At 44.7% G+C, this 25,516-nt stretch carries 22 protein-coding genes; 7 read left to right on the top strand and 15 right to left on the bottom strand.

All coding sequences use genetic code 11. The annotated features are described in order from the left end of the window. Positions 1-23 precede the first annotated feature (23 nt). The 5 genes from kdsB to R7R24_RS06245 are packed head-to-tail and all read right to left on the bottom strand — an operon-like array spanning position 24 to position 5,987. The gene (kdsB, locus tag R7R24_RS06265) at positions 24-779 is read right to left on the bottom strand and encodes a 3-deoxy-manno-octulosonate cytidylyltransferase (protein WP_191115699.1); all 756 of its coding nucleotides are present in this window, start codon (positions 777-779) and stop codon (positions 24-26) included. After that, positions 779-958: a Trm112 family protein gene (locus R7R24_RS06260; protein WP_005378451.1), complete on the bottom strand. Its 180-nt coding sequence runs from the start codon at positions 956-958 to the stop codon at positions 779-781. Before R7R24_RS06260 ends, kdsB begins: the two co-directional genes overlap by 1 nt. Further along, a complete protein-coding gene (gene lpxK, locus R7R24_RS06255) occupies positions 939-1,946 on the bottom strand; it encodes a tetraacyldisaccharide 4'-kinase (RefSeq protein ID WP_017820019.1) in 1,008 nt (335 codons plus the stop codon). Before lpxK ends, R7R24_RS06260 begins: the two co-directional genes overlap by 20 nt. Before the next feature lie 5 nt (positions 1,947-1,951). Beyond that, positions 1,952-3,700, bottom strand: coding sequence for a lipid A ABC transporter ATP-binding protein/permease MsbA (gene msbA / locus R7R24_RS06250; protein WP_017820018.1), 1,749 nt, complete (start codon positions 3,698-3,700; stop codon positions 1,952-1,954). A gap of 31 nt (positions 3,701-3,731) precedes the next feature. Then, entirely contained in the window at positions 3,732-5,987 is a 2,256-nt protein-coding gene (locus R7R24_RS06245; protein ID WP_191115698.1) for a DNA internalization-related competence protein ComEC/Rec2, read from the bottom strand. A gap of 8 nt (positions 5,988-5,995) precedes the next feature. Here R7R24_RS06245 and R7R24_RS06240 point away from each other — a divergent pair, with 8 nt between their 5' ends. Then, a complete protein-coding gene (locus R7R24_RS06240) occupies positions 5,996-6,505 on the top strand; it encodes a DUF2062 domain-containing protein (protein ID WP_005387834.1) in 510 nt (169 codons plus the stop codon). A 149-nt stretch (positions 6,506-6,654) separates the two neighbouring features. Here the strand turns inward: R7R24_RS06240 and lolE are convergent, their stop codons facing one another. Genes lolE through lolC form a run of 3 tightly spaced genes read right to left on the bottom strand, consistent with a single transcriptional unit; the run spans position 6,655 to position 9,810 of the window. Then, the gene (lolE, locus tag R7R24_RS06235) at positions 6,655-7,899 is read right to left on the bottom strand and encodes a lipoprotein-releasing ABC transporter permease subunit LolE (protein ID WP_191115697.1); all 1,245 of its coding nucleotides are present in this window, start codon (positions 7,897-7,899) and stop codon (positions 6,655-6,657) included. Positions 7,900-7,901: 2 nt separating this feature from the next. After that, positions 7,902-8,609, bottom strand: a complete 708-nt coding sequence (gene lolD / locus R7R24_RS06230) for a lipoprotein-releasing ABC transporter ATP-binding protein LolD (protein ID WP_005378457.1) — start codon at positions 8,607-8,609, stop codon at positions 7,902-7,904. After that, positions 8,602-9,810, bottom strand: a complete 1,209-nt coding sequence (lolC, locus tag R7R24_RS06225) for a lipoprotein-releasing ABC transporter permease subunit LolC (RefSeq protein WP_031778997.1) — start codon at positions 9,808-9,810, stop codon at positions 8,602-8,604. Before lolC ends, lolD begins: the two co-directional genes overlap by 8 nt. A 249-nt stretch (positions 9,811-10,059) precedes the next feature. Here lolC and R7R24_RS06220 point away from each other — a divergent pair, with 249 nt between their 5' ends. From R7R24_RS06220 to R7R24_RS06205, 4 genes are all read left to right on the top strand, one after another. Then, complete coding sequence (locus tag R7R24_RS06220; protein WP_017634743.1) at positions 10,060-10,629, top strand: hypothetical protein; 570 nt, start codon at positions 10,060-10,062, stop codon at positions 10,627-10,629. A 5-nt stretch (positions 10,630-10,634) separates the two neighbouring features. Beyond that, complete coding sequence (gene mfd / locus R7R24_RS06215; RefSeq protein ID WP_206946649.1) at positions 10,635-14,096, top strand: transcription-repair coupling factor; 3,462 nt, start codon at positions 10,635-10,637, stop codon at positions 14,094-14,096. A 7-nt stretch (positions 14,097-14,103) separates the two neighbouring features. After that, on the top strand, positions 14,104-14,871 hold the full coding sequence (locus R7R24_RS06210; RefSeq protein WP_021707672.1) for a peptidoglycan binding protein CsiV: 768 nt from the start codon (positions 14,104-14,106) through the stop codon (positions 14,869-14,871). A gap of 160 nt (positions 14,872-15,031) precedes the next feature. Beyond that, positions 15,032-15,580, top strand: coding sequence for a GNAT family N-acetyltransferase (locus R7R24_RS06205; protein WP_005387823.1), 549 nt, complete (start codon positions 15,032-15,034; stop codon positions 15,578-15,580). Between the two features lie 76 nt (positions 15,581-15,656). Here the strand turns inward: R7R24_RS06205 and R7R24_RS06200 are convergent, their stop codons facing one another. The 7 genes from R7R24_RS06200 to hinT form a co-directional block, all read right to left on the bottom strand. Beyond that, positions 15,657-16,946, bottom strand: a complete 1,290-nt coding sequence (locus tag R7R24_RS06200; protein ID WP_005378463.1) for an NAD(P)/FAD-dependent oxidoreductase — start codon at positions 16,944-16,946, stop codon at positions 15,657-15,659. 533 nt (positions 16,947-17,479) lie between these two features. Continuing rightward, the gene (ycfP, locus tag R7R24_RS06195; RefSeq protein ID WP_005378464.1) at positions 17,480-18,022 is read right to left on the bottom strand and encodes an alpha/beta hydrolase YcfP; all 543 of its coding nucleotides are present in this window, start codon (positions 18,020-18,022) and stop codon (positions 17,480-17,482) included. A 75-nt stretch (positions 18,023-18,097) separates the two neighbouring features. After that, positions 18,098-18,979, bottom strand: coding sequence for a thiamine kinase (gene thiK / locus R7R24_RS06190; RefSeq protein ID WP_206946651.1), 882 nt, complete (start codon positions 18,977-18,979; stop codon positions 18,098-18,100). Positions 18,980-19,003: 24 nt separating this feature from the next. Continuing rightward, on the bottom strand, positions 19,004-19,594 hold the full coding sequence (lpoB, locus tag R7R24_RS06185) for a penicillin-binding protein activator LpoB (protein ID WP_005378467.1): 591 nt from the start codon (positions 19,592-19,594) through the stop codon (positions 19,004-19,006). 66 nt (positions 19,595-19,660) lie between these two features. Further along, on the bottom strand, positions 19,661-20,053 hold the full coding sequence (locus tag R7R24_RS06180) for a YcfL family protein (RefSeq protein ID WP_005378469.1): 393 nt from the start codon (positions 20,051-20,053) through the stop codon (positions 19,661-19,663). Next, on the bottom strand, positions 20,053-21,450 hold the full coding sequence (locus tag R7R24_RS06175) for a COG3014 family protein (protein WP_005378471.1): 1,398 nt from the start codon (positions 21,448-21,450) through the stop codon (positions 20,053-20,055). The genes R7R24_RS06180 and R7R24_RS06175 overlap by 1 nt, the downstream gene beginning before the upstream one ends. A 69-nt stretch (positions 21,451-21,519) precedes the next feature. Further along, positions 21,520-21,870: a purine nucleoside phosphoramidase gene (gene hinT / locus R7R24_RS06170; protein WP_005378473.1), complete on the bottom strand. Its 351-nt coding sequence runs from the start codon at positions 21,868-21,870 to the stop codon at positions 21,520-21,522. 269 nt (positions 21,871-22,139) lie between these two features. Here hinT and R7R24_RS06165 point away from each other — a divergent pair, with 269 nt between their 5' ends. Further along, complete coding sequence (locus tag R7R24_RS06165) at positions 22,140-24,131, top strand: methyl-accepting chemotaxis protein (protein ID WP_005378474.1); 1,992 nt, start codon at positions 22,140-22,142, stop codon at positions 24,129-24,131. A gap of 163 nt (positions 24,132-24,294) precedes the next feature. Then, positions 24,295-25,455, top strand: a complete 1,161-nt coding sequence (locus R7R24_RS06160; protein WP_005378476.1) for a DUF1887 family protein — start codon at positions 24,295-24,297, stop codon at positions 25,453-25,455. The last annotated feature ends 61 nt before the right edge of the window (positions 25,456-25,516 follow it).

The following is a 25,516-nucleotide window of genomic DNA, read 5'->3' as shown; positions in this document are numbered from 1 at the left end:
TCTTAAATCTATATGAGCATTTGTTACGCTTGCTTCTCAACAATCGCGCGCACGGCTTCTAGGTCTTCGGGCGTATCAACCCCTGCCGCTGGTGCTTCTTTCGCTACCGCCACATGAATTTTTTCACCGTACCAAAGCACTCGCAGTTGCTCAAGACACTCAATCTGCTCTAATGCACTTGGTGCCCAGTTGACATACGTATTAATGAAACCAGCTCGATAAGCATAAATACCAATATGACGCATTAATGGGTTGGCAATAGTTTTGTCTTGTTTAGCAAAGTTATCGCGATCCCAAGGGATGGTTGCTCGACTAAAGTACAACGCATAGCCTTGCTCATCTGCGACAACTTTAACAGAGTTCGGGTTGAACACTTCCTCTTCCGAGTCTATTTCTACAGCTAACGTCGCCATCGGGGCTTCACACCCAGATAAGTTATCAGCAACCTGACGAATGATGGACGGCGGAATCAAAGGCTCATCCCCTTGCACATTAACAATAATGTGGTCTGACGGAATAGCCATCTTTTCAACAACTTCGGCAAGACGCTCCGTACCTGATTCGTGGTGGGGAGAGGTCATACAAACTTTACCACCAAATGACGAAACCGCTTTCGCAACACGCTCGTCATCAGTTGCAACGATGACATCTTCCGCACCCGCTTGTAGCGCTTGTTCATAAACCCACTGAACCATAGGCTTACCACCAATATCCGCTAGCGGTTTACCAGGCAAACGGCTCGATGCGTAGCGCGAAGGGATGACAACCGTAAAAGACATTAGCGTCCCTCATCCATGCTCATAGTGCGAGCTTCAGGCTCTAGCAGAACTGGAATACCCTCTTTGATCGGGTAAGCGAGGCGATCCAATTTGCAGATCAACTCTTGATTATCTTTATCGTACGTCAGCTTACCTTTGCAAACAGGGCAAGCTACAATCTCAAGTAGACGGTGATCCATAAGCCGCTTTAACCTCTTTTATTCTATTTAAAATTTGCTCTGCATCGTTTGATTCAAACTGGGCAGATACAGGCAGATACCACCAATTATCTTGCGCATAATGGCTGCACTTGACGGCATCTTTCTCGGTCATAACCACATTGGTCCCTTGTTGAGCCAATGCTTCTAATTCTTGTTGATCAAAGTCTTGATGGTCAGCAAAACCTTTTGTGACTTTAACATCTGCGTTCATCGAGTTTAGTGTATGAAAAAAACGCGGAGGATGCCCAATGCCCGCAAATGCGACGAGATCTTTCAACTCCGAGACATCCACATGTTGCTTAGTCTTAAGATTAATAGCTTTAGAGGGTGCTAAAGCCATTGCGATTTCGCCCGTATGCGCTTGACCGCCATTGGTGATGATAAAGTCGACTTCTTTAAGTCGCTCAATACCTTCACGTAAAGGACCTAATGGAATCAGGCTTTCATTCCCAAACCGGCGATTCCCATCCACAATCACTAACTCAATATCACGGCCTAACGCATAATGTTGTAATCCATCATCCGTAATTATGATATCCACATCCAAATCTAGCAGTGCTTTCACTGCATTTGAACGCACAGGATCTACCGCAACAGGTGCTCCTGTACGGCGATGAATCAACTTAGGTTCATCGCCACAATGCTTCGCTGGCGTATCTTCTTTTAGCACTAACGGATAGGCAGGAGCCTTTGCCCCATAACCACGAGAAACAACCCCCGGCTTAAAGCCCATTTGCTGTAGTTGCTCAACAAGCCACACAACAACTGGTGTTTTACCATTGCCACCAGCAGTGATATTGCCAACCACAACAACAGGTATTGGCGCATTATAAGCTTGCTTGCGGCCAGTTTGGTATTGCTTTCGCTTTGACTTGCTTATCGTTCCAAATAATAAACTCAGTGGCCACAAAAGCGGCCACAAGAGGTATTTTATTGGATGGTTTTCAAACCAGATTTTTTCAATCACCGCGCTTATTCACCAAACTGAATACGGTGCAATTGTGCATACGCACCATTTTTCTTAATAAGCTCAGCGTGGTTGCCACGTTCAATGATGGCACCATCATCAACCACAAGAATTTCATCGGCTTTCTCGATTGTGGATAAGCGGTGCGCTATTACAAGTACCGTTTTATCTTTTTGCAGCTCATCAAGTGCAGCTTGAATAGCTCGCTCGGATTCGGTATCCAAAGCCGAAGTTGCCTCATCAAGAATCAGCACTGGAGCATCACGCAATAGAGCTCGCGCAATCGCAACACGTTGGCGTTGACCACCAGACAAGCTAGCACCATTTTCACCAATCATGGTATCAAGTCCATCATCCATTTTGCCGATGAACTCCATCGCATGCGCGAGTGTTGCCGCTTTCTCGATATCACTGCGCTCGTATTGGCCATCCGTTGCGTACGCAATATTGTTTGCTATCGTGTCATTAAACAAATGAACATTTTGCGATACTAGTGCAAATTGCTGACGTAAATTCTTTAGCTCGTAATCACGAATATCATGCCCATCTAATGTGATAGATCCACTGTCAACATCATAGAAGCGGTTGAACAAGTTCGCGATGGTACTTTTACCTGAGCCAGAACGGCCAACTAGCGCCACCGTTTTTCCTCTTGGAATATCGAAGCTGACATTTTCCAATGCTGGTTTTTCTGCACCAGTGTAAGTAAAGCTTACATTTTTAACTGAAACATCGCCATTTGCGCGTTCAACTGTCAACTTACCTTCGTTTTTCTCAGGCTCGAGGTCAATTAACGCGAAGAGCGTTTGGCTCGCGGCCATACCACGTTGGAACTGAGAAGTAACGTTAGTCAGCGCTTTAAGTGGGCGCATCAGACCAAACATTGCAGAGAAGACAACAGTAAATGTACCTGGAGTCAGTTGCTCTTTAATCGAATCAATACTTGCTAAATAAAGAACGGCAACAATTGCAAGTGATGCAATCATTTGGATGATAGGGTTAGCCGCCGCTTGAGCCGTCACCAACTTCATGCTTTGTTGACGCATTTGGTTGCTGACTTTTTCAAATCGTTGACGTTCGATGTCTTGGCCGCCATAGCTCAACACAACTTTATGGCCTTTCAGCATCTGCTCTGCTGATGCAGTTACGTTACCCATCATGGTCTGCATATTTTTGGATATTTTTCTAAAACGTTTAGAAACAACACCAATACCCCATGCCACAACGGGAGCAACAGCAAACAGCACTAGCGACAATTGCCAGCTGTTGTAAAACATCAAGACTAACAGACCAATGATACTTGCGCCTTCACGCACAATGCTCACCAACGCTTGGCTAGTTGCCGCTGATACTTGCTCTGAGTCGTAGGTTATACGCGACAATAAGTTGCCCGTCTTTTCCTTATCAAAGTATGACACTGGCATGTGCATAAAGTGATTGAACACCATGCGACGGACTTGCATAACTACGTTGCCAGATACCCAGCTCAAACAGTAGGTGGAGACAAATCCACTTATGCCACGGATGAACATCATGGCAAAAATAATCAATGGAAGCGTGCGTAAAAAATCAGATTCAGCGTTCCCAAAACCTTCATCGAGTAGTGGTTTTAGCAGGGAAATCATATAGGTATCTGATATGGCATTAATAACTAATGCAATGACTGCAACGACAAGACCTGACTTATAAAGGCGAATAAATTGCCATAGACGCTTAAACGTCTGCCAAGTCGTTTCATCAGTATTTATCGACATAGAAGTGCTTTATTTTCTTACATTAAGACTCTCATTCTACTCCCTTACGCAGCATCTGCCTATACCAAGGCTCAAATGTATCGCTACGTTTGGTTTCTGAGTGCCAATTATCACGGTGAATAAAGAAGCTTACCTGACCACCCTCACCAGTATCAAGCCAAGTAATGCCAAGCTTTCGGTATGAAGCAACGACATTTTCCGCTGGCATTCCCCATCGATTGTTTTTTGCTAAAGAAGCAACCGCCACACTCGGGCTCACCGACTCGATAAATCGAGGATTCGATGAACTTTTACTCCCGTGGTGAGGGACTAGCATCACATCGCTTTGTAACTTTCCGGGTTCTCTAAGCAAAATCCACTCGCTAATGGCCTCAATATCACCAGTAAAAAGCATACTAAAGTTAGAAATAGGGTCAGTAAGTCGTAATACACAGGAGTGCGGATTATACGCACGTTGAACAAGTGCAGGAGGCCAGAGCACTTCCATGTTTAATCCTTGCCATTTCCATTGGTCGCCTCTAGTGCAAGGCTCATATTCGATAAAGAATTGACTACTAAGTTTACGTTGTGGAGAAAAAGCATCTTCAATGAAAAAGCGGCCGCCTGCGTGATCATTATCGGAATGGCTTAGAATCAGTGTATCTATGCTTTCATAACCTCGTTGATGCAAAACCGGAGTGACGACCTGCTCTGCGATACTGCCGCTTTGCCATGCTTTACCAGTGTCATACAGCAACACCTTGTCGTCTTTTTCTACAACCACTGCAAGGCCATGACCTACATCTAATACATCGATACGCCAATGCGGTTCATACTCCGATGCAAGCTTGATACTAATAACGATGCCGAGTAACAAATACCACGCGTACTGAGACATGAACCGTTGAAATATTAAGCAAACCACTATCGCCATAACCAGCATTGTCATTTCCATGCTAATAGGTTGCCAAGAACCTATTGCGTACTGTATTGACGTGCTCAATGGCTGTAATGACCAGTCCACCAAATGCCACAGAGGCTTCGCTATCATTTCAAGAAACAAAGATGAGAACAGGGCTAGAAACATCAAAGGTACAACGATAAATCCGAACCAAGGAATAAATACCAAGTTGTAGGCTATTGAGGACAAACTAAAACCGGAAAAGAAATGGCCATTAACAGGTACGATTAAAGCGCCCAACATCAATTGAGTAAGCAATACCGCTTTTAATTTCGTTTTCCAATCTCCCCTTTGATGTTGAATCAAATTAATTGCGAACAATACCGCACAAACGGAGAGGTATGATAACCAAAAGCTCATACTGTAGGATGCAAAAGGTTGGACAAGCAGTTGTAGAGATACTGCAAGCAAAAGAACTCGCCAAGAAGTCCAGTGCACCAGAGTATACTTCAGGAGAACGTAAACAACGCATACCGACACTGCTCGCGTAGTAGGTAGAGAGAAATCCGCTAACCAAGCGTAGGCAACAGCGAAAATCAGCCCATATAAGCTAGGCAACAACTGGTATTGGGGTAATAGATAACGAACGGTACCGCCCACGACTAGCCCAAAAGTAAACGCCATACCAATATGTAAACCAGAAATGGAGACCAAATGCAGTAAACCACTGTCCCTGAGCGCTTGCCAATCTTCCTTAGACAACCAAGAACGGTCAGCAAAAACTAACGCACTTATTAACGAGAAATGATGAAGGGAAGACACATCATCAGCGACATCGGCAATAATGGATTGACGCAGAGATACATTAGAACGAACAATCCACTTAGCGTCTTTGTTAACAACCGCTCGGGCGATAATATTTTTACCCATCGCGTGCTTTTCAGCATCAAAGCCAGCTTCGTTGCGTAGACCTGTAATCGGCTTTAACGAGATGGATGTCGTAAACTCACTGTTAACATCGAGTGGAAAAGGCGTAATAAGACGGATTTTAGGTTTAAGAAAAGGTAACAGAGTTTGAGAATTTACCGCTTCTATAGCGACAATACCTTCATAACCGTGACTTATTTGCGTAAAAGGGCTGTCAACTTTACCAATTATGGTAATATTCTCCCCTGCTTGAAAAAGGGCTTGTCTCTGAGACTCCAATACATTGCCGTGGACGATGACAACCATAAAGCCCGCAATTGCGCCTATGCTAATTAAGCCACGACGTAATTTGATTATTGAGCCAGTGGTTATTATTCCCAGCAGCAACCAACGCCAATCTGGTATTGTCGGCCACCAAGCCGACGAGATTACGCTCGCTACAAATAACGCCAAGGTCCAACTTTTTTCTGAGAGAGTCATGCTGTCCTATGCCTAGAAAGCTGATAAAACGCTTCATGCCAGATCATGAATTGATCAAACGCCAAAAAGCATTGAAGGTCTTCGGCAATGTGTTGTACAACCCAAACTTGTGGTGCTTAAACCGCCGCTCGGCATCAGGGGCTTTTGCTGTCGGGTTATTTATGGCTTTTGTTCCGCTGCCGAGCCAAATGATCATGGCCGCTGGTTTGGCCATTATGTTGGGTGTCAATCTGCCCCTCTCCGTCGCTTTGGTATGGATCAGCAATCCTATCACTATGCCTGTGCTATTTTACTTTGCGTACAAGCTAGGTGCTCTAGTGATGCGTCTTCCCCCGCAACCTTTTCACTTTGAACTATCGTGGGAATTCATCATGCAGCAAATGAGCACCATTGGACCTCCATTTCTATTGGGCTGCGCAATTTGTGGGGTTGTATCCGCGATTATTGGCTACTTCGGAATTCGAGGGCTTTGGCGCTACTCCGTGGTACGGAGCTGGCAAAAACGCAAAATAAGATAAGACCTTACTGCGTAAAAATCAGCATTTGAGCTATCAGTTGAGGGGCATCTAACAGTTAGAATGAAACGCGATGTTACTCAAGTCGGATAAATACAAAAAAAGGACCGAATTCGGTCCTTTTTGTTTTTCGCATATTGTAAAACAATCAGCTATTTAGAACTCAGTACAGCCGCCGGATTCAACCTTGCGGCACGAGAAGCGGGATACCACGTCGCAAGTAAACTAAGCACTATCGCCGTCACTGACACCAATGCCACATCTGGCCAGTGTAGTTGTGATGGTAAGAAGTCGACGAAGTAAATATCGCCCGATAAAAACTGATGACCAATTAAGCTCTCTAACCCTTTAATTAACGGGGTCAGATTTAACGCCACTAAGACACCGATAACACTGCCGACGAGACTGCCAAGTACACCAGAGAATACACCTTGCCAAACAAAGATCCGTTTGATTAGGCTATCTTTTGCTCCCATTGTTCGCAAAATTGCAATTTCCGCCGCTCGGTCTTTCACTGCCATCATCAACGTAGACACAATATTAAAACATGCCACGCCAATCACCAGTACCATCACCAAGTACATAATGGTGCGCACGAGCTGAATATCGCGATACAAAAAACCAAACTTTTGCTGCCAGCTTTTCAAATACACATAAACATCAACCATGCTACCAACCTCGCGAACAATAGAAGGCGCATTGAGAACATCGTCCGTTTTTAGTGAAATGCCAGTGACCCCTTCCCCTAATCTCGCATATTGCTGAGCATCCGCTAATGGTACTAACGCTAGAGAGTGGTCTATTTGGCCATTCAACGTTAAGAACCCTGACACCTTCACGCGCACACGCTTAGGAGCCTGCACTTTATTTGCGCCGCCTGTTTGCGGAATCATCAACGTAACGTAATCCCCCACGGCGACATTTAGCTCGTTTGCTACACCTCGGCCTAAGATCACTTGCTGCTGACCGGCATAAAAGTTTTGCCAAGCTGCTTGGTCAATAAAATTCGATAAGCTCGACACCGCTTGCTCGAAAGTAGGCTCTACGCCACGAACTTCTATCGCTTTTAGCTTACTGCCTTTTTCTGCCAAGCCCGTAAAACGAACATACGGTGCTGCCGCAACAACATGTTCATGTTTTAGAGCTTGATTCATCGTTTTGGTGTAGTCATGAAGTGGTCCATTAACACCTTCTAACTCGCCGTGTGGGATCACAGACAACACACGCGATTGCAGCTCGCGCTCAAAGCCATTCATTGCAGACAAACCGATAATGATCACAGCAACGCCAACCGCAATACCAATGGTTGAAGAAAGCGATATGAAAGACACCATCTTGTTGCGCTTTTTCGCTCGACTGAAGCGACCACCAATCATCAAAGCTAAAGAGGTAAACAAAACTAGCCCTCCGCAGATGCTGTATCAGTCACAAAACGATCTACGAGCAAACCATCTTGCATGTGCATTTGACGATCCATTTTTGCTGCCAGCTCTTTGTCATGCGTGACAACCAAAAATGCAATGTTTGACTCTTTATTGAGCTCGCGCATCAAATCATAGATAGACAGTGCCGTATTGTGATCTAAGTTCCCCGTAGGTTCATCAGCCAAGACCAGATCAGGTTTATTCACCAATGCACGCGCAATCGCAACACGCTGACGCTCACCGCCCGATAACTCGGAGGGTCTATGTTGCATCCGATGACTCAAACCAACTTTATCTAACAGCGCTTTAGCCGCCTGTTTTGCATCCGCTACTTTAGCACCGCCAATCATCAGTGGCATCGCCACATTTTCAAGCGCAGTAAAGTCAGCCAACAAGTGATGAAACTGGTATACAAAACCAAGGTGCTTGTTGCGTAATGCAGCCTGTTTGTTCGAGCTCAAAGCTGATAGGTTTTGCCCTAGAAAATCAACTTCACCATGAGTTGCGTCATCTAACGCACCTAAAATATGCAATAAGGTACTTTTTCCCGAACCAGAAGAGCCAACAATAGAAACCAACTCCCCTTTGTCGATATCGAAACTTACGCCTTTCAACACTTCCGTATCTAACGAACCCTCTCGGTAGACTTTACGAATATCACGACATTCTAATAGCTTATTCATAGCGAAGTGCCTCAGCAGGTTTAACAGAAGATGCTCGATAAGAAGGATAAAGCGTAGCAGCAAGGCTAAGAGCAATCGCCAATACCACCACTAAAAGAATTTGCAGTGAATCAATCAAGATGGGTAGATGACCACCAAAGCTGAATAGCGCCACACCAGCAGATTCAAGAATCGCATTTAGATTAAGTGACAAGATCACGCCCGCAGCGCCACCAACAATCGCGCCAATTACACCACTGCTTGCACCTTGCACCATGAAAATGGTCATCACTTGAGATTGAGTCATGCCTTGAGTTTTCAATATTGCGACTTCTGATTGCTTCTCCATTACCACCATGATTAAAGCGGAGATAATATTGAATGCAGCGACACCCACAATTAGACCTAGCATAAGTCCCATCATGTTCTTTTCCATTTTCACCGCTTGGAAAAGCTCACCACGCTGTTCGCGCCAATCACTCCATTCCCATCCATCAGGCATGGGTTGGTCAGCAAAATCCGTCACCATAAATGGGTCAGAGAAAAAGACACGCCAACCAGAAACCGTGTCTTTAGGGAAACGCATCAGCTTAGATGCATCCGTCATGTTCACAATCATTAATTGACCATCAACGTCCGATCCCGTATTGAAAATGCCTGAGACAGTAAAGTTTCGCTGGCTAGGAATACGGCCAAGTGGGGTAAACTGCGTTGCGTTGGTCACCATCAAGCGCACTTTATCCCCGATTGAGACCTTTAGTGAACGCGCCAAACTGTGACCCAAAAATACATTGTAGTCACCTGCTTGAAGTGACGATAATCGTCCGGCAATCAAATGGTTGCTAATCGGATCGCCTTTCTTAGGTTCAATACCGATGAGGTAACCAGCCGTCAGCTGTGCAGAACTCTGAATAACAGCCTCTCCTCTAACGATAGGCTCCGGCTGAGATTCACTCGACATCGCTTGAACAAATGGAGGGGCAGACTCGGTCATAGGCGTTTTTCCATCGTGTTGCGAAACAACGGCATGAGGTAGCACACCTAAAATGCGTTCTTTTAACTGCGATTCAAACCCGTTCATCACAGAAAGAACCGTCACCAACGCCATTACACCGATCGTAATACCCGCCGTCGACATATAAGAAACAAATCGGCTGAACCTATCTCCAGAGCGTCCCCGAAGATACCTTAAGCCAATAAACAATGAGATAGGATGATACATATAAGACAAACCAACTGGTTGTTTTGATATAAAGCTTTAGCGGATTATCTTACCTTACTCTTCTCATTAAGAAGACAAGAGAATCGCTAAATTTGTCAACGACATGCAATAAGTCTGTATTTAGGGCAAAAAGTTCAAGGACAAATCAGCTAAACTTGATAACTTCATTCAGTTAGCGATAATCAGTGCCCTATTTCTCTTTGTTTGTTGAGTGAACAGAGAGCGCTCACTGGCAAAAGGGTCGACTATATGACAGAGCAAGAATACTTTACCGTCCATCATAACCTCACCATCAACGTCGAAACGTTGAGTGCGGACTTTGCTTTGCCAGATGAAGAAACATTTGCCTCCGAAATTCCAGCACCATTTATTGTCGCCAGTGAATTTAGTCACTTAGATATGTTGGCAGACAACGCGCGTCTAGAGCTGAAAAACAAAGAGTTAAAGCATGTGATCAACTTGCTTGATACGCAAAACGCGAAACTTAACCTCTTGTTGAGCTTTATGCTTTCACAACAAGATGACGCCTCCATTCGATATCAAACGACGCAGTTTGGTGCTAGTCAACTCAGTTTCCGCTCAGATACAGCGTTAACTACTCAACAACTCGTTCGTGTTAAACTGTTCCTCGATCACCCTGCTGCGGCGATTTACTGTTACGCTCAAGTAGAAGAATGTGATGCTTCAGAGCAAGATTTCATTATCACGCTTAGATACAAGATGCTCCGAGAATCTGATCAAGATTTACTGATAAAGGCGGCACTGTATCAACAACAAAAACTTTTACGTCAGCGCTCGATGGAGCGAGATAAAAAATAATTCCTATGACAAAAGCAACGATTCTTTCCGTCACCAACCCTTCAGAGCGTGGCGACAAAAAACAGCTAGGTAATTTGCTGGGCGCAGCTCTACCTCTAGCCATTGCAGAGCTGGCCAAGCAGCATTCGAGTCACTCGCTACTCGTTGTGCCTGACCCGCAAATCGCTTTAAAGCTTCAGGCAGAGATTGAGCAATTCACCGACCAAACGGTAAGCCTGTTCCCCGACTGGGAAACGCTGCCTTACGATAACTTTTCTCCGCATCAAGAAATCATCTCTGAACGTATCGCACGCCTATACCAACTGCCAAGTCAACGTGATGGCATAACCATCGTCCCGGTCAGTACAGTATTGCAACGCCAATCGCCACGTGATTTTCTGTTGCAACACACTTTAATGGTGAAAACTGGTGATCGGCTCTCGCTAGAGAAGTTACGTGTACAACTTGAAAATTCAGGCTACCGCCATGTAGATCAAGTATTTGGGCCAGGTGAATATGCAAGTCGTGGGTCTATTCTGGATCTCTTTCCTATGGGCAGCAATGACCCGTACCGCATCGACTTCTTTGATGATGAAATAGATACCATTCGCACGTTTGATCCAGAGAACCAACGCTCTATCGACGATATTCAGCAAATCCAATTGCTGCCTGCACATGAGTTCCCAACCACTAAAGAAGCGATTGAAGATTTCCGTACACGTTGGCGCACCCAGTTCGACGCACGCCGCGAGCCTGAATCAATCTACATGCAAGTGACCAAAGGCACGTGGCCCGCTGGTATTGAGTATTGGCAGCCGCTGTTTTTTGACCATACCGAGACTTTATTTGAATATTTGCCAGAAGACTCTCAAGTCATCACATATGGTGATATCGAATCTGCGGTCGATACTTTCTTAACCGATGTCGAATATCGATACGACCAGAAAAAAGTTGATCCGCTGCGTCCTCTTTTGACTCCTGAACAGCTTTGGTTGAAAAAAGACGAACTTTTCAGTCAACTAAAACAGCTCCCTATCGCTCAATTGAGCCTAGATAAAGTGGTTAAGCGTGCCGGTCGTCAAAACCTACCAGTACAATCGTTAGCCGAGCTTGGCGTTCAACAACAAAATAAAGAGCCGCTCTCGCGCCTTCGTCAGTTTAGTGAGCAATTCAGCGGCAAAATCGTTTTCTCGGTAGAGTCAGAAGGTCGTCGTGAAGCACTAACGGAGCTGTTGCAAGGCATCAAAGTTCGGCCGGTCGTACATGGCTCACTTTACCAAGCTCTAGACTCGGGTGATCGATTCAGCTTGATCTTAGGCGCAGCAGAGCATGGTTTCATTCACGAAGAGCTGAACTTCGCTCTGATCTGTGAAAGTGATCTACTCGGTGACCGTGTTATCCAGCGACGCCGCAAAGATAAAAAAGCCGTCAACAGTGACACCGTTATTCGCCATCTTGCGGAACTAAAACCCGGTCAACCTGTGGTTCATATTGATCACGGTATTGGCCGCTACATCGGTTTACAAACACTTGAAGCCGGTGGCATGAAAACGGAATACGTCACCCTTGAGTATCAAAACGATGCCAAGCTCTACGTGCCAGTTTCATCACTGAATCTTATCAGCCGTTATTCTGGCGGCGCTGAAGAGAGTGCGCCACTGCATAAATTAGGTGGTGAAGCGTGGGCAAAAGCACGTCGTAAAGCGGCAGAAAAAGTGCGTGATGTCGCAGCAGAATTGCTGGATGTGTATGCTAAACGAGAATTAAAACCTGGCTTCAAATTTGAGCTAGATCGTGGGCAATACGCAACATTTAAAGCAACATTCCCGTTTGAAGAAACAGATGACCAAGCGATGGCCATCAATGCCGTATTGTCAGACATGTGCCAGGCAAAAGCGATGGATCGCTTAGTGTGTGGTGACGTGGGCTTTGGTAAAACGGAAGTCGCTATGCGCGCAGCATTTGTCGCAACGGATAACAGTAAACAGGTCGCCGTACTCGTACCAACAACCTTGCTTGCTCAGCAGCATTTCGAAAACTTCCGTGACCGTTTTGCCAACTTACCAATCCGAGTTGAAGTACTGTCTCGTTTTAAATCTGCCAAAGAACAAAAAGTCATTCTGCAAGACGTTGCCGATGGTAAAGTAGACATTGTCGTTGGTACGCATAAGCTGCTTTCGAGCGACATTAAATTCAAAGATTTAGGTTTGTTGATCGTTGATGAGGAACACCGCTTCGGGGTTCGTCAAAAAGAAAAAGTCAAAGCAATGCGTGCGGATGTGGACATTCTTACCCTCACCGCAACACCAATTCCACGCACACTGAATATGGCAATGAGTGGCATGCGAGACCTGTCGATCATCGCGACACCTCCTGCACGCCGTTTAGCCATTAAAACCTTTGTTCGACAAAAAGAAGAGCCAGTGGTCCGTGAAGCGGTACTGCGTGAAATTATGCGTGGTGGTCAGGTTTACTTCCTGCACAATCAGGTTGAAACCATTGAAAAAACGGCAGAAGACTTACAGAAACTCATCCCAGAGGCACGTATTACCGTGGCTCATGGTCAAATGCGCGAGCGCGAACTTGAGCGAATCATGAATGACTTCTACCATCAGCGCTTTAATGTGTTGGTGTGTACAACCATCATCGAAACCGGTATCGACGTACCAACGGCAAATACCATAATCATGGATCGTGCGGACAATCTTGGCTTGGCGCAGTTGCATCAATTGCGTGGCCGTGTTGGACGTTCGCACCATCAGGCCTATGCTTACTTATTAACGCCACATCCAAAAGCCATGACCAAAGATGCCATCAAGCGTCTTGATGCGATTGCTTCACTGGAAGACTTAGGTGCTGGCTTTACGTTAGCAACCCACGATTTAGAAATCCGTGGTGCTGGTGAGCTGCTTGGTGATGAGCAAAGTGGGCAAATTCAATCCGTTGGTTTTACACTTTATATGGAAATGCTGGAACAAGCAGTGCAAGCATTAAAAGAAGGCAAGGAGCCATCTTTGGATGAGCTGCTTCGTGAGCAAACTGAAGTGGAAATGCGAATCCCAGCGCTCTTACCAGATGATTACATTCCGGATGTAAACACACGACTGTCGATGTACAAACGCATTGCGAGTGTCACAAGCAGTGATGAACTATCAGAGCTAAAAGTGGAACTGATTGATCGCTTTGGTTTGCTTCCAGACGCAACAAAGAACTTACTTGCCGTCTCAGAATTGAAAATTTCGGCTGGTAGTTTAAAAGCGAAAAAGATAGAAGCCCATGATAAAGGTGGATTTATCGAGTTTTACCCTGATGCTGACATAAATCCAGCGTATTTAGTTAAACTGCTGCAATCACAGCCGCAAAAATTTGCAATGGAAGGTCCAACTAAGTTCAAGTTTAGCGTACCATTGGTGGACCGACGTAAACGCATTCAGTTTGTTCAAGACTTACTGAATGATTTTAAACAGAATTTATTACCAACGAGCTAATAGTCGAATGAGAATACTGATCCCATTATTGCTTCTATGTGTCTCAATGCCCTCTTGGGCACAGCGCCAATTTGATATTGAAGTGATCATTTTCAAGCGAGCAGTCGACGCTGAAAGCACAACAGAATCTTGGCCGAATCAACTGCCAAAAATCGATATGGAAAATGTCGGTAGCCTAGAGAGTGAATCCTACCGCCGCTCTAAAGGCGTGACACTTTTGCCAAGTTCTTCTTTCCGTCTCAACGCGCAAGAAGCGGCACTAAATAATCATGCCGGCTTTAAAGTGCTTAAACACGTAGCCTGGCGTCAAGGTGACCGAGGTAAATCTAGCGCCCCAATTTTCCGCATCGTTGGCGGGCGAGATTTCTCTGATTCTTATCAAGCAGATGGCCGCCCAATCAATGGCAATCAAACATTTTCCAGCGACGGTTACAGTGAAGAGACGGTCAATGGTCCTTTATATGAACTAGATGGTCGATTCCAAATATACGTACAGCATTACCTCTTCGCCGAAACAACACTAGATCTGCGCGAACCAAGTGTTAGAGAGGTGCGTTTTGAACCAACCTCAACTGAGCAATTGGCGGATGACTTAGGTGAAGTAGATGGTAACGTCCAAGTCGGTAACTTGGCAGAAATATCGCCGACAGTAACCGAAGAGAAATTCCTGAAGAGTTATCGAATGGATCAAAAACGTCGTATGCGTAGCAGCGAGACTCATTACCTAGATAACCCGTTGATGGGTATGATCATTCAAGTTCGTCGGGTTCGATAAGCACGAGCGGTTCGACAAAGCGCAGCAAAGCTGCGCTTTGTTTTTATCTGCTATACCTCAGTTATTCCTAACCAACGCAGAGCAAGGAAAATAGCTGCGTTCAAGTATAAATAGACAGCTTTCAATTTACTTACACTCAACATGGAAGTCGTATTAGTTCATGAGTCCAGACTTTGAAATCATTGCGCCCCGCTTAGCGCTCAAGCTCATCCCTGCTGAAGAAGCACATTCACTACAACGATTACTTGCAGAATCCCCTTCGCTGCACCAATGGCTTGACTGGTGTGATAAAAACGTCACATTGAAAACCGCGCAGGACTTTCTGTTGGCAACCCGTCTTAACTGGGTCAAAACTGAGGCTTTTGGTTTCGGTATCTATGAGCGGCAAAGTAACACTTTGGTTGGAATGGCAGCGGTTAATGAGTTATATCATACGTTTAATATGGCGAGTATTGGTTACTGGGTTGCCGACCGCTATCAACGGCAAGGCTATGCCCAAGAAGCCGTTAAAGCCTTAGCAGAATTCTGCTTCGCAAAGCTAAGTTTAACTCGACTAGAGATTGTTTGTGACCCCGACAACGAAGCTAGCCAAGCCTTAATTGAGTCCGTCGGTGCACAAAAAGAAGCCATCGCCAGAAACCGGTTTATTTTTCAGGGTAAGCCTAAAGATGGCGTTGTGTTCTCACTTTTACCGACAGATCTAACATAAACAAAAAGCCACCGACTTGCGGTGGCTTCTGCATTTTTTAAGATACAACACATCCACACAGAGTGGATTTAAAACCTTAGTGCAGCTTAAGGTTTGGACGCAGCACGCGATTAATGCGGCCGACGAGCATCATCAGACCGGTTTTGAATACACCATGCAACGCCATTAGGTGCATGCGATACAATGAGATGTAAACGACACGAGCAATACGGCCTTCTACCATCATCGACCCTTTAGTTAGGTTCCCCATCAGACTACCAACGGTTGAGAAGCGACTTAGAGACACTAATGAACCGTGATCTTTATATACATAGTCTTTCAACTCGCGCCCGTTGATCTTCGCGACGATGTTACTAAATGCCTGGCTTGCCATTTGGTGTGCAGCTTGAGCGCGTGGCGGCACGAACGAACCGTCAGACTGGGTGCATTGTGCTAAGTCACCAATAACAAAGATGTCATCATCTCGTGTTGTCTGTAGTGTGTTTTTCACTACAAGCTGATTGATACGGTTCGTTTCTAAGCCAGCGATATCTTTAATAAAGTCTGGAGCTTTGATACCTGCAGCCCAAACCATGATTTGAGCTGGGATTTTCTCACCATCTTTTGTAGTAAGGCCATCTTTTTCAGCTTTAGTCACCATAGTGGCGGTGCGCACGTTTACGCCCAACTTCACCAACTCTTGATGAGCAGCAGAAGAAATACGTGGAGGTAACGCTGGTAAAATACGCTCACCTGCTTCAATCAGATTGACGTTCAACTTGCTAGAATCAAGATCACCGAAGCCATAAGTGCGCAGCTCTTTAACAGCATTATGTAACTCAGCTGATAGTTCAACGCCAGTTGCACCAGCACCAACAATCGCAATATCGACCGTACCGTTACCGTTTTTCGCGTGCAGCTTTAGGAACTCGTTGTTCATTTCTGTACGGAAACGGTGTGCTTGCTCAGGGCTGTCTAGGAAAATACAGTTTTCACGAACGCCAGGCGTGTTGAAGTCGTTTGATGTCGAGCCAATCGCCATCACTAGAATGTCGTATTCTAGCTCACGGCTTGGCATAAGAAGTTCACCGTGTTCGTCTTTAAGCTCACTTAAGATGATAACTTTACGTTCACGGTCGATGTCTTGAAGACTACCCATTTGGAAGTCGAAGCTGTGGTTTTTTGCATGAGCTCGATAGCTCAGTGCATCTACTCCTTCGTCCAAAGAACCTGTAGCAACCTCATGCAATAATGGCTTCCACAAGTGGCTCGCTTTTCGATCGACTAGCGTAATTTGCGCACGGTTTTTGCGACCTAGAGTTCGACCAAGCTTAGTTGCCAACTCAAGACCACCTGCACCGCCGCCTACAACGATAATGCGTGTCACAATGATTTTCCTCTACAAAAATGAATATATGGGGTTCAGCTCGATGCATGACTCACAAACATTTGTGGCATCCATCCAACCGATGAATTCTTGGTTCTTAGAGGTGTCTCAATTACTTGGATTAAAAAACTAACACCCACTTTGATTCTTTATCTATCAATGACTTGTCAGGGTTTGGCATGTTTATCTGGTACGCATACGGCGCCAGAAGTTTTTGGGCAAGTTTATTACTCGCTCTCAATTTTTTTTGATATTTATCAAATTATTTTAGTCCGGTTCATTATATAGAGACCAACTTTGAAGGCAACCAAAATCCGTGTAACGAGTACGGATTGACTACTTTTCGACTACTCTACAACAAGGTGTTCGTGCTACATAGGAGGTAAGTAAGAAAACGGTAAGGAGAACACAATATTCAAAGCGTTAAACCAAGAAAATGTGCCTTTCAAAGAGACAGTGGCTCGGCATACTCAAGAGAAGGAATCGCAGCAAAGCAGCCGATAAAAACGCCGCTTTACTGTCTACACTCAACATTAGTAAGTATTTTTAAATGCCTTTATCGCTTGTAAATGATGAGAGATTTTTTTGAACTTATGAGACTGAGTTTCATCCCAAATGATTTGATAGTGTTTTTCTAACTCAGCTGCCGTTTTCGAATTGTCATGCACTTCATCATCTTTAGAGAGAATCACTAAGCAGTGCGCTTGATTTTTCGCTCGGAACTGATCAACACATTTTGTTGCGATATCTTCGTACTCTTCTGGGCGATCGATTCGACCAGCCATCGTTTTTTCTGGGTGCAAGTTCGGGTTGAACATCACTTGCTTGATACCGCATAGAAAACCAATTCGCTCAGACCAGTAACCACCTAAACCTACCCCACAGATTAACGGGTTTGGGTCATCAGATTGATCGATAACTTTAGACACTTCTTTTAACAAGTGTTGCATGTCGTGCTTTGGGTGAAGGGTGCTGTAATTGATAAAACGAACGTCGTCGTCGATAAATTGCAGTTGAAGAACTTTTTCGTGGTTACCCGGGCTTGTACTGTCAAAGCCGTGTAAGTAAATAATCATGTGTACCTCTCCCTGTGTGTATCTGGTACTTTTATTAAAACTACCACTATTTCCTTACTGTTAAAGGGGAAAATATCACGAGTTCTCAAAACAGTGATCTTCCATACACAATGAGCCTTTCAACTCATACGCACTGTTTAAGTATTGTTCAGTTCCCCACAATTTATAGGCAAGTAGATACCAGAGCATCGCCATCACCAAGGTTCTTGGTTGCCAAGCGTGTACACCTCTCAGCCAAAGAGACACATCTTCGATACCTCGAATTTGGCAATACTGCTTTACCGCTTCTTCCACAGGCGCATTCGCGACCTGAATAGTTAAGGTCAAATCTAGCCTAGGGTCAGCAATCCCGGCATACTCCCAATCAATGACTTTCACCCCACTCTCCCCTCGCACTAGGTTGTAACACCCCAGATCGAAGTGACATAGGGCAAGCGGAACAGGTGCAACGTTCGGTTCCGTGCGCCACTTCATGTACAAAGCCTCAAACTCCGTACCCACATACTGACCATCAAGCTCAAGCCAATAATGATCGATGCGAGAAATATATGAAAATGGAACCAAAGGAATTGCGCTTATCGGATATTGATGAATCTTCGCCGCAATGGATAATAAATCGCTTAGTGCTAAGCCTGACTCCGTCAGTGCCTCTCCTTCTATCCATTCCACCAGCAACCCTTGCTCATGAATAAAAACTGGCTTGGGGCCAATTTCCAATGAAGAGACTGCATTCAGCACTTGATATTCACTGTAACGAGAAATTGAAAAAGCCTTGCAGACATGACTGGTCGGTCGCCAGATGTATGCAAGGCCTTGAGAAGATTCCAACCGCCAACAGCGGTTGGTTAGCCCCCCGGTAACAGTTTGTACTTTTACCGGAGGCTCCGTAAAGAAGCCATCGAGAGCATTAAGACTCGGATCTAACTGTTTTGCTTGTTGCCAAGAAAACCATGCCATTGATGACTTCTCCACCCTGTTCGATTAAAGACCGAATAGGCTCTTAGATTGCGCTTTACGAATTTCAGTTTCATCCGCCCACTCAATCAAACCTGTTTCTAGGTCCATTAGGCGCATGGTCATCTTGTAGTATACATCTTTATCGCTACCTGCATTTTTCACAATGCTAGATAGGTTGCCGTAAAGCATGTATTGAGCACCAACCATTTTACCAAATTGGATCGCTGTGCTTTGGTTAACAAGCTCATCCGTGTTTTGGAAGTTAAGTTGTTCACGCACAGACTCAACACGATCCATATCAACAAAGCGGAACTTACCTGAGTTCAACATCTTAGTAGAGATCGTGTCAGTAATGGATTCAGTGTCAATATGTTCACTGGTTTTGTTCTTAATTCGCTCAACAAAAACGATAGGACGTTGGTCACGAGTAATTGCTGCTACAGAGCCCGACATCATCATGCTATCCACCATTTCAGCCGCGATTTTTTGTAAATCTGTTGAGCCAAAATCGATAGTCGTGGTTTCTGTTGCTTGCGCATCGCCGTAAGAGACTTTGTTAGAACAGCCACCTAAAATGACGGCAAGACCTAAAAGAGCAATAATACTTTTTTTCATGAGAGTTCCTTAGTTTTTCAATACCAGCGCATCGTTAGCGCGGCAGCTTCGGCAGAGCCGTTAAGATTAATCGTCTTGTGCTTCTCTAATTTGCACACGGAATTTTGTGCCATTTGGATTCACAGTAACTTCAGATAACGTGACTTGCTCAAATCCTCGCACAATCATTTTTCGCCACGGACCAGGTTTGGTATTCACTTCTAAACCATTGTTGTCATACCAATAAAATCGGTAAAGAATGTGCTGATCACCTTTGTAATTGCTACTCAACTGCACGACTCCTCGTGGGCGATCATCAACGTAAGTGGTGGTGATGTTGTCAACTAATAAGCGACTACCTAAAACGTTATCATTAAAGAATACTTTTTGCGTTTGGCCATCAATTCGAATACCAGCCGTGTTTTCGGCGCATCCAACTAAACCAATAGCCATTGCTAAACAAACAAGCCATGCTTTCATTACAGTCTCCCTAGCTGTTTATGCCACACGGTTGAGTGTGCTCCCTGACGAGATACCCATACCAATGTAGTCTGCTGTGCAGGCACTTCAAACTGATAGGTTTGATCACCCAAGTTTAAACTTTGTGTTCCCGGTTTCACGATTTTTGAAGCCGTTTTCACTTGCGCTGGCAATGTTTGCCAACTTCTTGTATCTGGCTGTTCGGTCAATGTGTTCCATACATTGAAAAGTATGTTGCCCACATCATCGCCTTTTTTCGCCGCCTCTTTTCGGATTCGATCTTTTGCCCAAACACGAAGAGCTTGACGGATCACTATTGTAGTAAGACGTTCATTAAGATCGTTTTGCGCCATCGCATTAACATCAGTCAGCGTACTGGAAGGCAATACCTGACCATTTAAAACAACATCGCTAAAACGTTGAGCACCTCGGTTCTGATAATAAGGAAGCGCCAACGAATAAATCGCGCCATTATCGCGACTGTCGTAAATCGGTAAATCAATACGCCACCCTTTCATCGCCTCAACAACACCCTGCTCATCAATAACGATGACTCGCCCTTGTGACTGAGTTAATCCAGAAGGTGCTTTGCCATACCGCTTCTCTAGCATGCGCAAGTCTTCACGCATGCCTAACTTCTTAGCAGCGTATAAGGTGCTTTCTACAACTTGCTTGTTGTCTGGCATTACAGCGAGTGCTCGTCGGTAATCAACATAAGCACTGTTTAAGTCTCGCGACGCTTCATATAACAAGCCAGAAAGATAGAACAGATAACCATTTTGTACCGCGCTTAGTTTTTTACCAGCATCAGGGTAGTTCGCTAATACACTGCCTAAATTGGCAGACATGCCTTGCTTGTTAAGGTCTTTCTCTGCTGCTTTTAGCTCTTTTTCACGCGCATTTCTTGCCGCTTCCTGAACTTGATTAGCTCGACGCACTTCAACTAGTGCTCCTTCTAAATCGTTTTTCTGTAAGTAATTTAGTCCTAGATACAGGTGCAAAAAGCCAAGTTCGTAATCGGCGGGATGATAATCTTGGAGATTGTCGTTCACTGCGAGAGAGCCGACGCTCGTTGCCGTGTCTGACACAGATATCGTCGCTCGATCTTGTTGAACACGTACGGCACGATCGCTGCTTTCTAGCGCATTCAAACTTGTTGGGTAATCTTCAGCAAGAAAAGAGATGCGACCTTTTTCAAAATTGCCAAGTATCTCGCCACCCACTTCACTTGATTGAAGTTGTTTTGCTTTGGCATATTCCCCTGCAACAACGGCTTGATAAACTTCTTGATTCTGGTTGCTGTAATGACTAAACAGATTGCCCGCAGATAAATTCGCGCAGCCAGAGGCCATTAAAGCCCAGCTCATCAGCCCTAACAGCTTTACACCTAGTTTCACATTTATCTCCACAAATGTGTCATTCGACAGGAAAAAGAAGTGGGTGAATCGCCACCCACTTTTAAAAGCTTAGCTCAATACCATTGGACCTAGAGGGCGGCCGCCTAGTAGGTGCATGTGAATATGGTAAACCTCTTGGCCACCATGTGGATTACAATTAACGATCAGGCGATAGCCGTCTTCAGCAATACCTTCTTCTTTCGCCAACTTTCTAGCAACAGTGAACAAACGCCCCATCATTGCTTCATCTTCAGCTTCTACATCATTCGTTGTTGGGATCAGTTTATTCGGAATAATGAGAATATGGCTTGGTGTGCGAGGGTTAATGTCGCGAAACGCAGTCACCAAATCATCTTGATAAAGGATATCGGCAGGGATTTCCTTGCGAATAATTTTACTAAAGATCGTTTCTTCCGCCATGAGGACTCCATTTTATAAACGTAATTAGACCCCAATTAGTATGCGCCAACCAAAAGCGGAGCTCAATAAAAACAGTGTTCACTTAACATTATTAATCAAATGCTAATTAACGAAGCTTTTTTTGTCGTGTGCGTCATAAAATGCGCATCACAAACTGAATACAATCCAATGAATTTTGTTACTTTTTTAAGACAATTATTATTTTTATACCCAAGTAAATTCAAAAATACTTGGGTAGCTTGTCTATTTTTGGGAGAGGAAGCTCACTTATGCGAGGTTCAGTTATTAAAAGGATGTATGCCGGCTTTGCACTGATCATCATCCTATTTGCCGTCACAATTGCCATTATGATGGGAGGAATGAGTGATATTCACGGAAAATTTGGCACGGTTTCTAAATCATCCCTACCGTTGGTATCGTTATCTAATCAAACCAGTGTTGAGCTGCTTTCTGCCGACAAATCATTTAAAGACTTCCTGACGACAGAGAATAAACAACGCATGGATGAAATGCGTCAGGAATTTGCTAGATCTCAACAGCGCTTCGAATCCACATTGGCTCAACTGAAAACCGCAAGCCAAATCTACCCTTCTCTTGCCGAACCGTTTTCACAGTTAAAAACGTTAGAGCAGAGCTATTTTACAGAAGCTCTAGAGGCCATGGACAACTACGAAGCAATGTTTGCGGCTCAAGAAGAAGTGCAAAAATCCTCACGCCGCTTCCAAAAACTGAATACCGAACTTTCGGTTGGTCTTAAAGAATATGTGGCAGATCAAACCAGCATTTCTGTCAAAGTCATGGCAAAGAGCTACTTTATCAAGTTAAAAGATGCCGAAGTAATTACCTCTGATGCCCTCGCCAGTTCCAACCCTGAGTTTGTTACGCAAGCCGTAGCTAAAAACCGCAAAGCAGTAACGCACTTGAATTACGCATTCCGCGGGTTGGTGACTCAGCTTCCTGAGCTAGAAAAAGCTTTTGGCGAATCTGTAGAGCAATTTACTCGTGACGTTGGTATGCGTGGCGGTGTGCTAGACCAACATAATAATTACCTCAATGCTCGCGCCGCTTTGTATAACAATATCGCCAACCTAGCAAATAAAGTGGATTCAACCATGGCGATTCTTGAGCAATTCACGACAACCGCAACAGATAAGCTCAATGAATCATTGGCAGATGCTGGTGACATATATTCGGCAGGTGTAACGAAAGCCATCATCATTGGCGTTATTGTCGTTTTACTCGCGACAGCGATTGGCTACCACATCGCACAAAGCGTTCGCGAACCGTTGACTCGTATTCTAAAAGTGTTAGAAAGCCTGACTGAAGGAGATATGACACAGCGTATCGACATTCGCTATAACAACGAATTCAGCCGTGTGAGTGGACACATTAACTCACTCGCCGACAACCTTCACGAGATCTTGGTGAAACTCAACGAAGCGTCAGAAAACCTATCGTCAACCGCGACAACCAACGAACGCACCTCTTCGCAAGCACAAATTAAATTGAGCTCTCAACGCGAACAAACGGCAAACGTCGCTACCGCGATGACAGAAATGTCTCATTCAGTGCAGGAAGTCGCGCAAAGTGCGCAAGGCTCGCTAGAAATGGTGCAACGCGTCGAATCTGCCTCTGAAGAAGGCAGAAATGTTATGAGCAGTAACATCTCAACCATTAATCAACTAGAAACACGTTTGAACGAATCGGTCTCCGCAGTTTCTGAGCTACAAAAAATGAGTGGTCAAATTGGGTCTATCCTTGATGTGATCCGCAACATTGCGGAGCAAACCAACCTACTGGCATTGAACGCGGCAATTGAAGCGGCTCGCGCTGGTGAACAAGGTCGCGGCTTCGCGGTAGTGGCAGATGAAGTACGAGTACTCGCATCAAGAACGACTCAATCAACCACTGAAATTGAATCCATGATCAGTAATCTGCAATCTAGCTCGCAATCGGCGAACCAAGTCATACAAAGCTGTATGAGCGATATGGAGATGTCGGTTGAGCAAGCGTCAAAAGCGAACAGCTCAATGGAAGAGATCCAGGCGCTAATCATTGAGATCAGCCAAATGAGTACGCACATTTCACAAGCAGCAGCAGAGCAAAGTGAAACATCAACAGACATTGCTCGCAGTATTGAAGATATCAACAGCATCGCCGATGAAAGTTTCCAAGCCATGTCGAGTATCGCACAAACCAGTGAATCACTGACCCACTTGGCTCATCAGCAAAATGAATTGGTCCACCGCTTTAAGTTATAAATACTTTATAATTAAGAGTATTAATTAGTGCAATCAACTGTATAAGGGCGACTTTTTGTTAAGTCGCCCTTGTTTTTTGTCGGCCATGTCTACATATGATTAATAAGGCCAGCTCATCCCCTTGCACAACTCTTTTCGAGCGGCCTCATAAAAAGGAAAATCTATGGCTGTTCATGTTGGTATTATCGACCAAGACCCAGTGAGATTGGTCACTCCTCTATTAGATAATCGTACGCTAAGCACACATATCGTCTTCATCGGAGACAAGAGCCAGTTAGATATATTTGACCGACTGAGTGCCGTTTTAGATCAACGAGAAATTACTTCTGAATTTTTTGAAATTCCATCCGCTGTTAATACATCTCTGATCAAACAAGCAATTCAAAAACTGGCAAAAGATCTCCATGAACGCGGCGAAGATGTAAAATTGAACGCGAGCTGTGGTCTTCGTCATCGCTTGTTGTCGGTGTACGAAGTTTTCCGTACCTATCGCTGGCCAATTTTTGTGGTTGAGCCTAGTAGCGATAAGCTTTGTTGGTTATACCCTGATGGCAAAGAAGATACCCAAGTCGAAGATCACATTACGATTGCAGATTACCTCACTATCTTTGGTGCACGCGGCGAGTTTCACCACGTTGATTTACCACCTCTTCTTGATAAAAAATTGTATGAACTTGGTGAACGATGGGCCTCAAATGCGCTTGAACTTGGGCCAGGTCTAGCAACACTTAACTACCTTGCAACCACATGCCGCAAAGAACAAAAGCTTGATGTCGAGCTCTCCGAAAAACAGCAGGGCTACCGTGAGCTCAACATGTTGCTTTCAGATTTAGTAGAAGCAGAAATCGCCACCTATGAGAATGGCGTTTTAACGTTTGCAGATGAAGATGCTCGACGCTTTTCAAACGGTGAGTGGTTAGAAACTTTGGTTCACAGCACCGTGAAGCAAATCCAAGACACCATGCCGACGATCCAAGATCGATCGTTAAATGTTCAGGTTTATCGCAAACTTGGTGAAAGTGAAGTACGCAATGAGTTAGATGTCGCAACAGTTGTAAACAACAAGCTGCACATCATCGAATGCAAAACCAAAGGCATGAGAGATGACGGCGACGATACTTTATATAAGTTAGAATCGCTTCGCGATCTATTAGGTGGCTTACAAGCGCGCGCAATGTTGGTGAGCTTCCGTCCTCTTCGTCACAATGACATTACTCGTGCTGAAGACTTAGGGCTAGCCCTGATTGGCCCTGATGAGCTTAAAGATTTAAGAACGCACTTAACTGCTTGGTTTAAAGACGCGGGCGGTTCAGACGAGATATAGTGCCATTAAGAAAAGCTAAAATTCACAACGATAAAAAGCAGCATTAATGCTGCTTTTTTAT

This window comes from Vibrio sp. 704 (genome assembly GCF_033339295.1).
The sequence above is the reverse complement of the archived record's forward strand: the minus strand, read 5'-3'. Positions and strand labels throughout refer to the sequence as shown.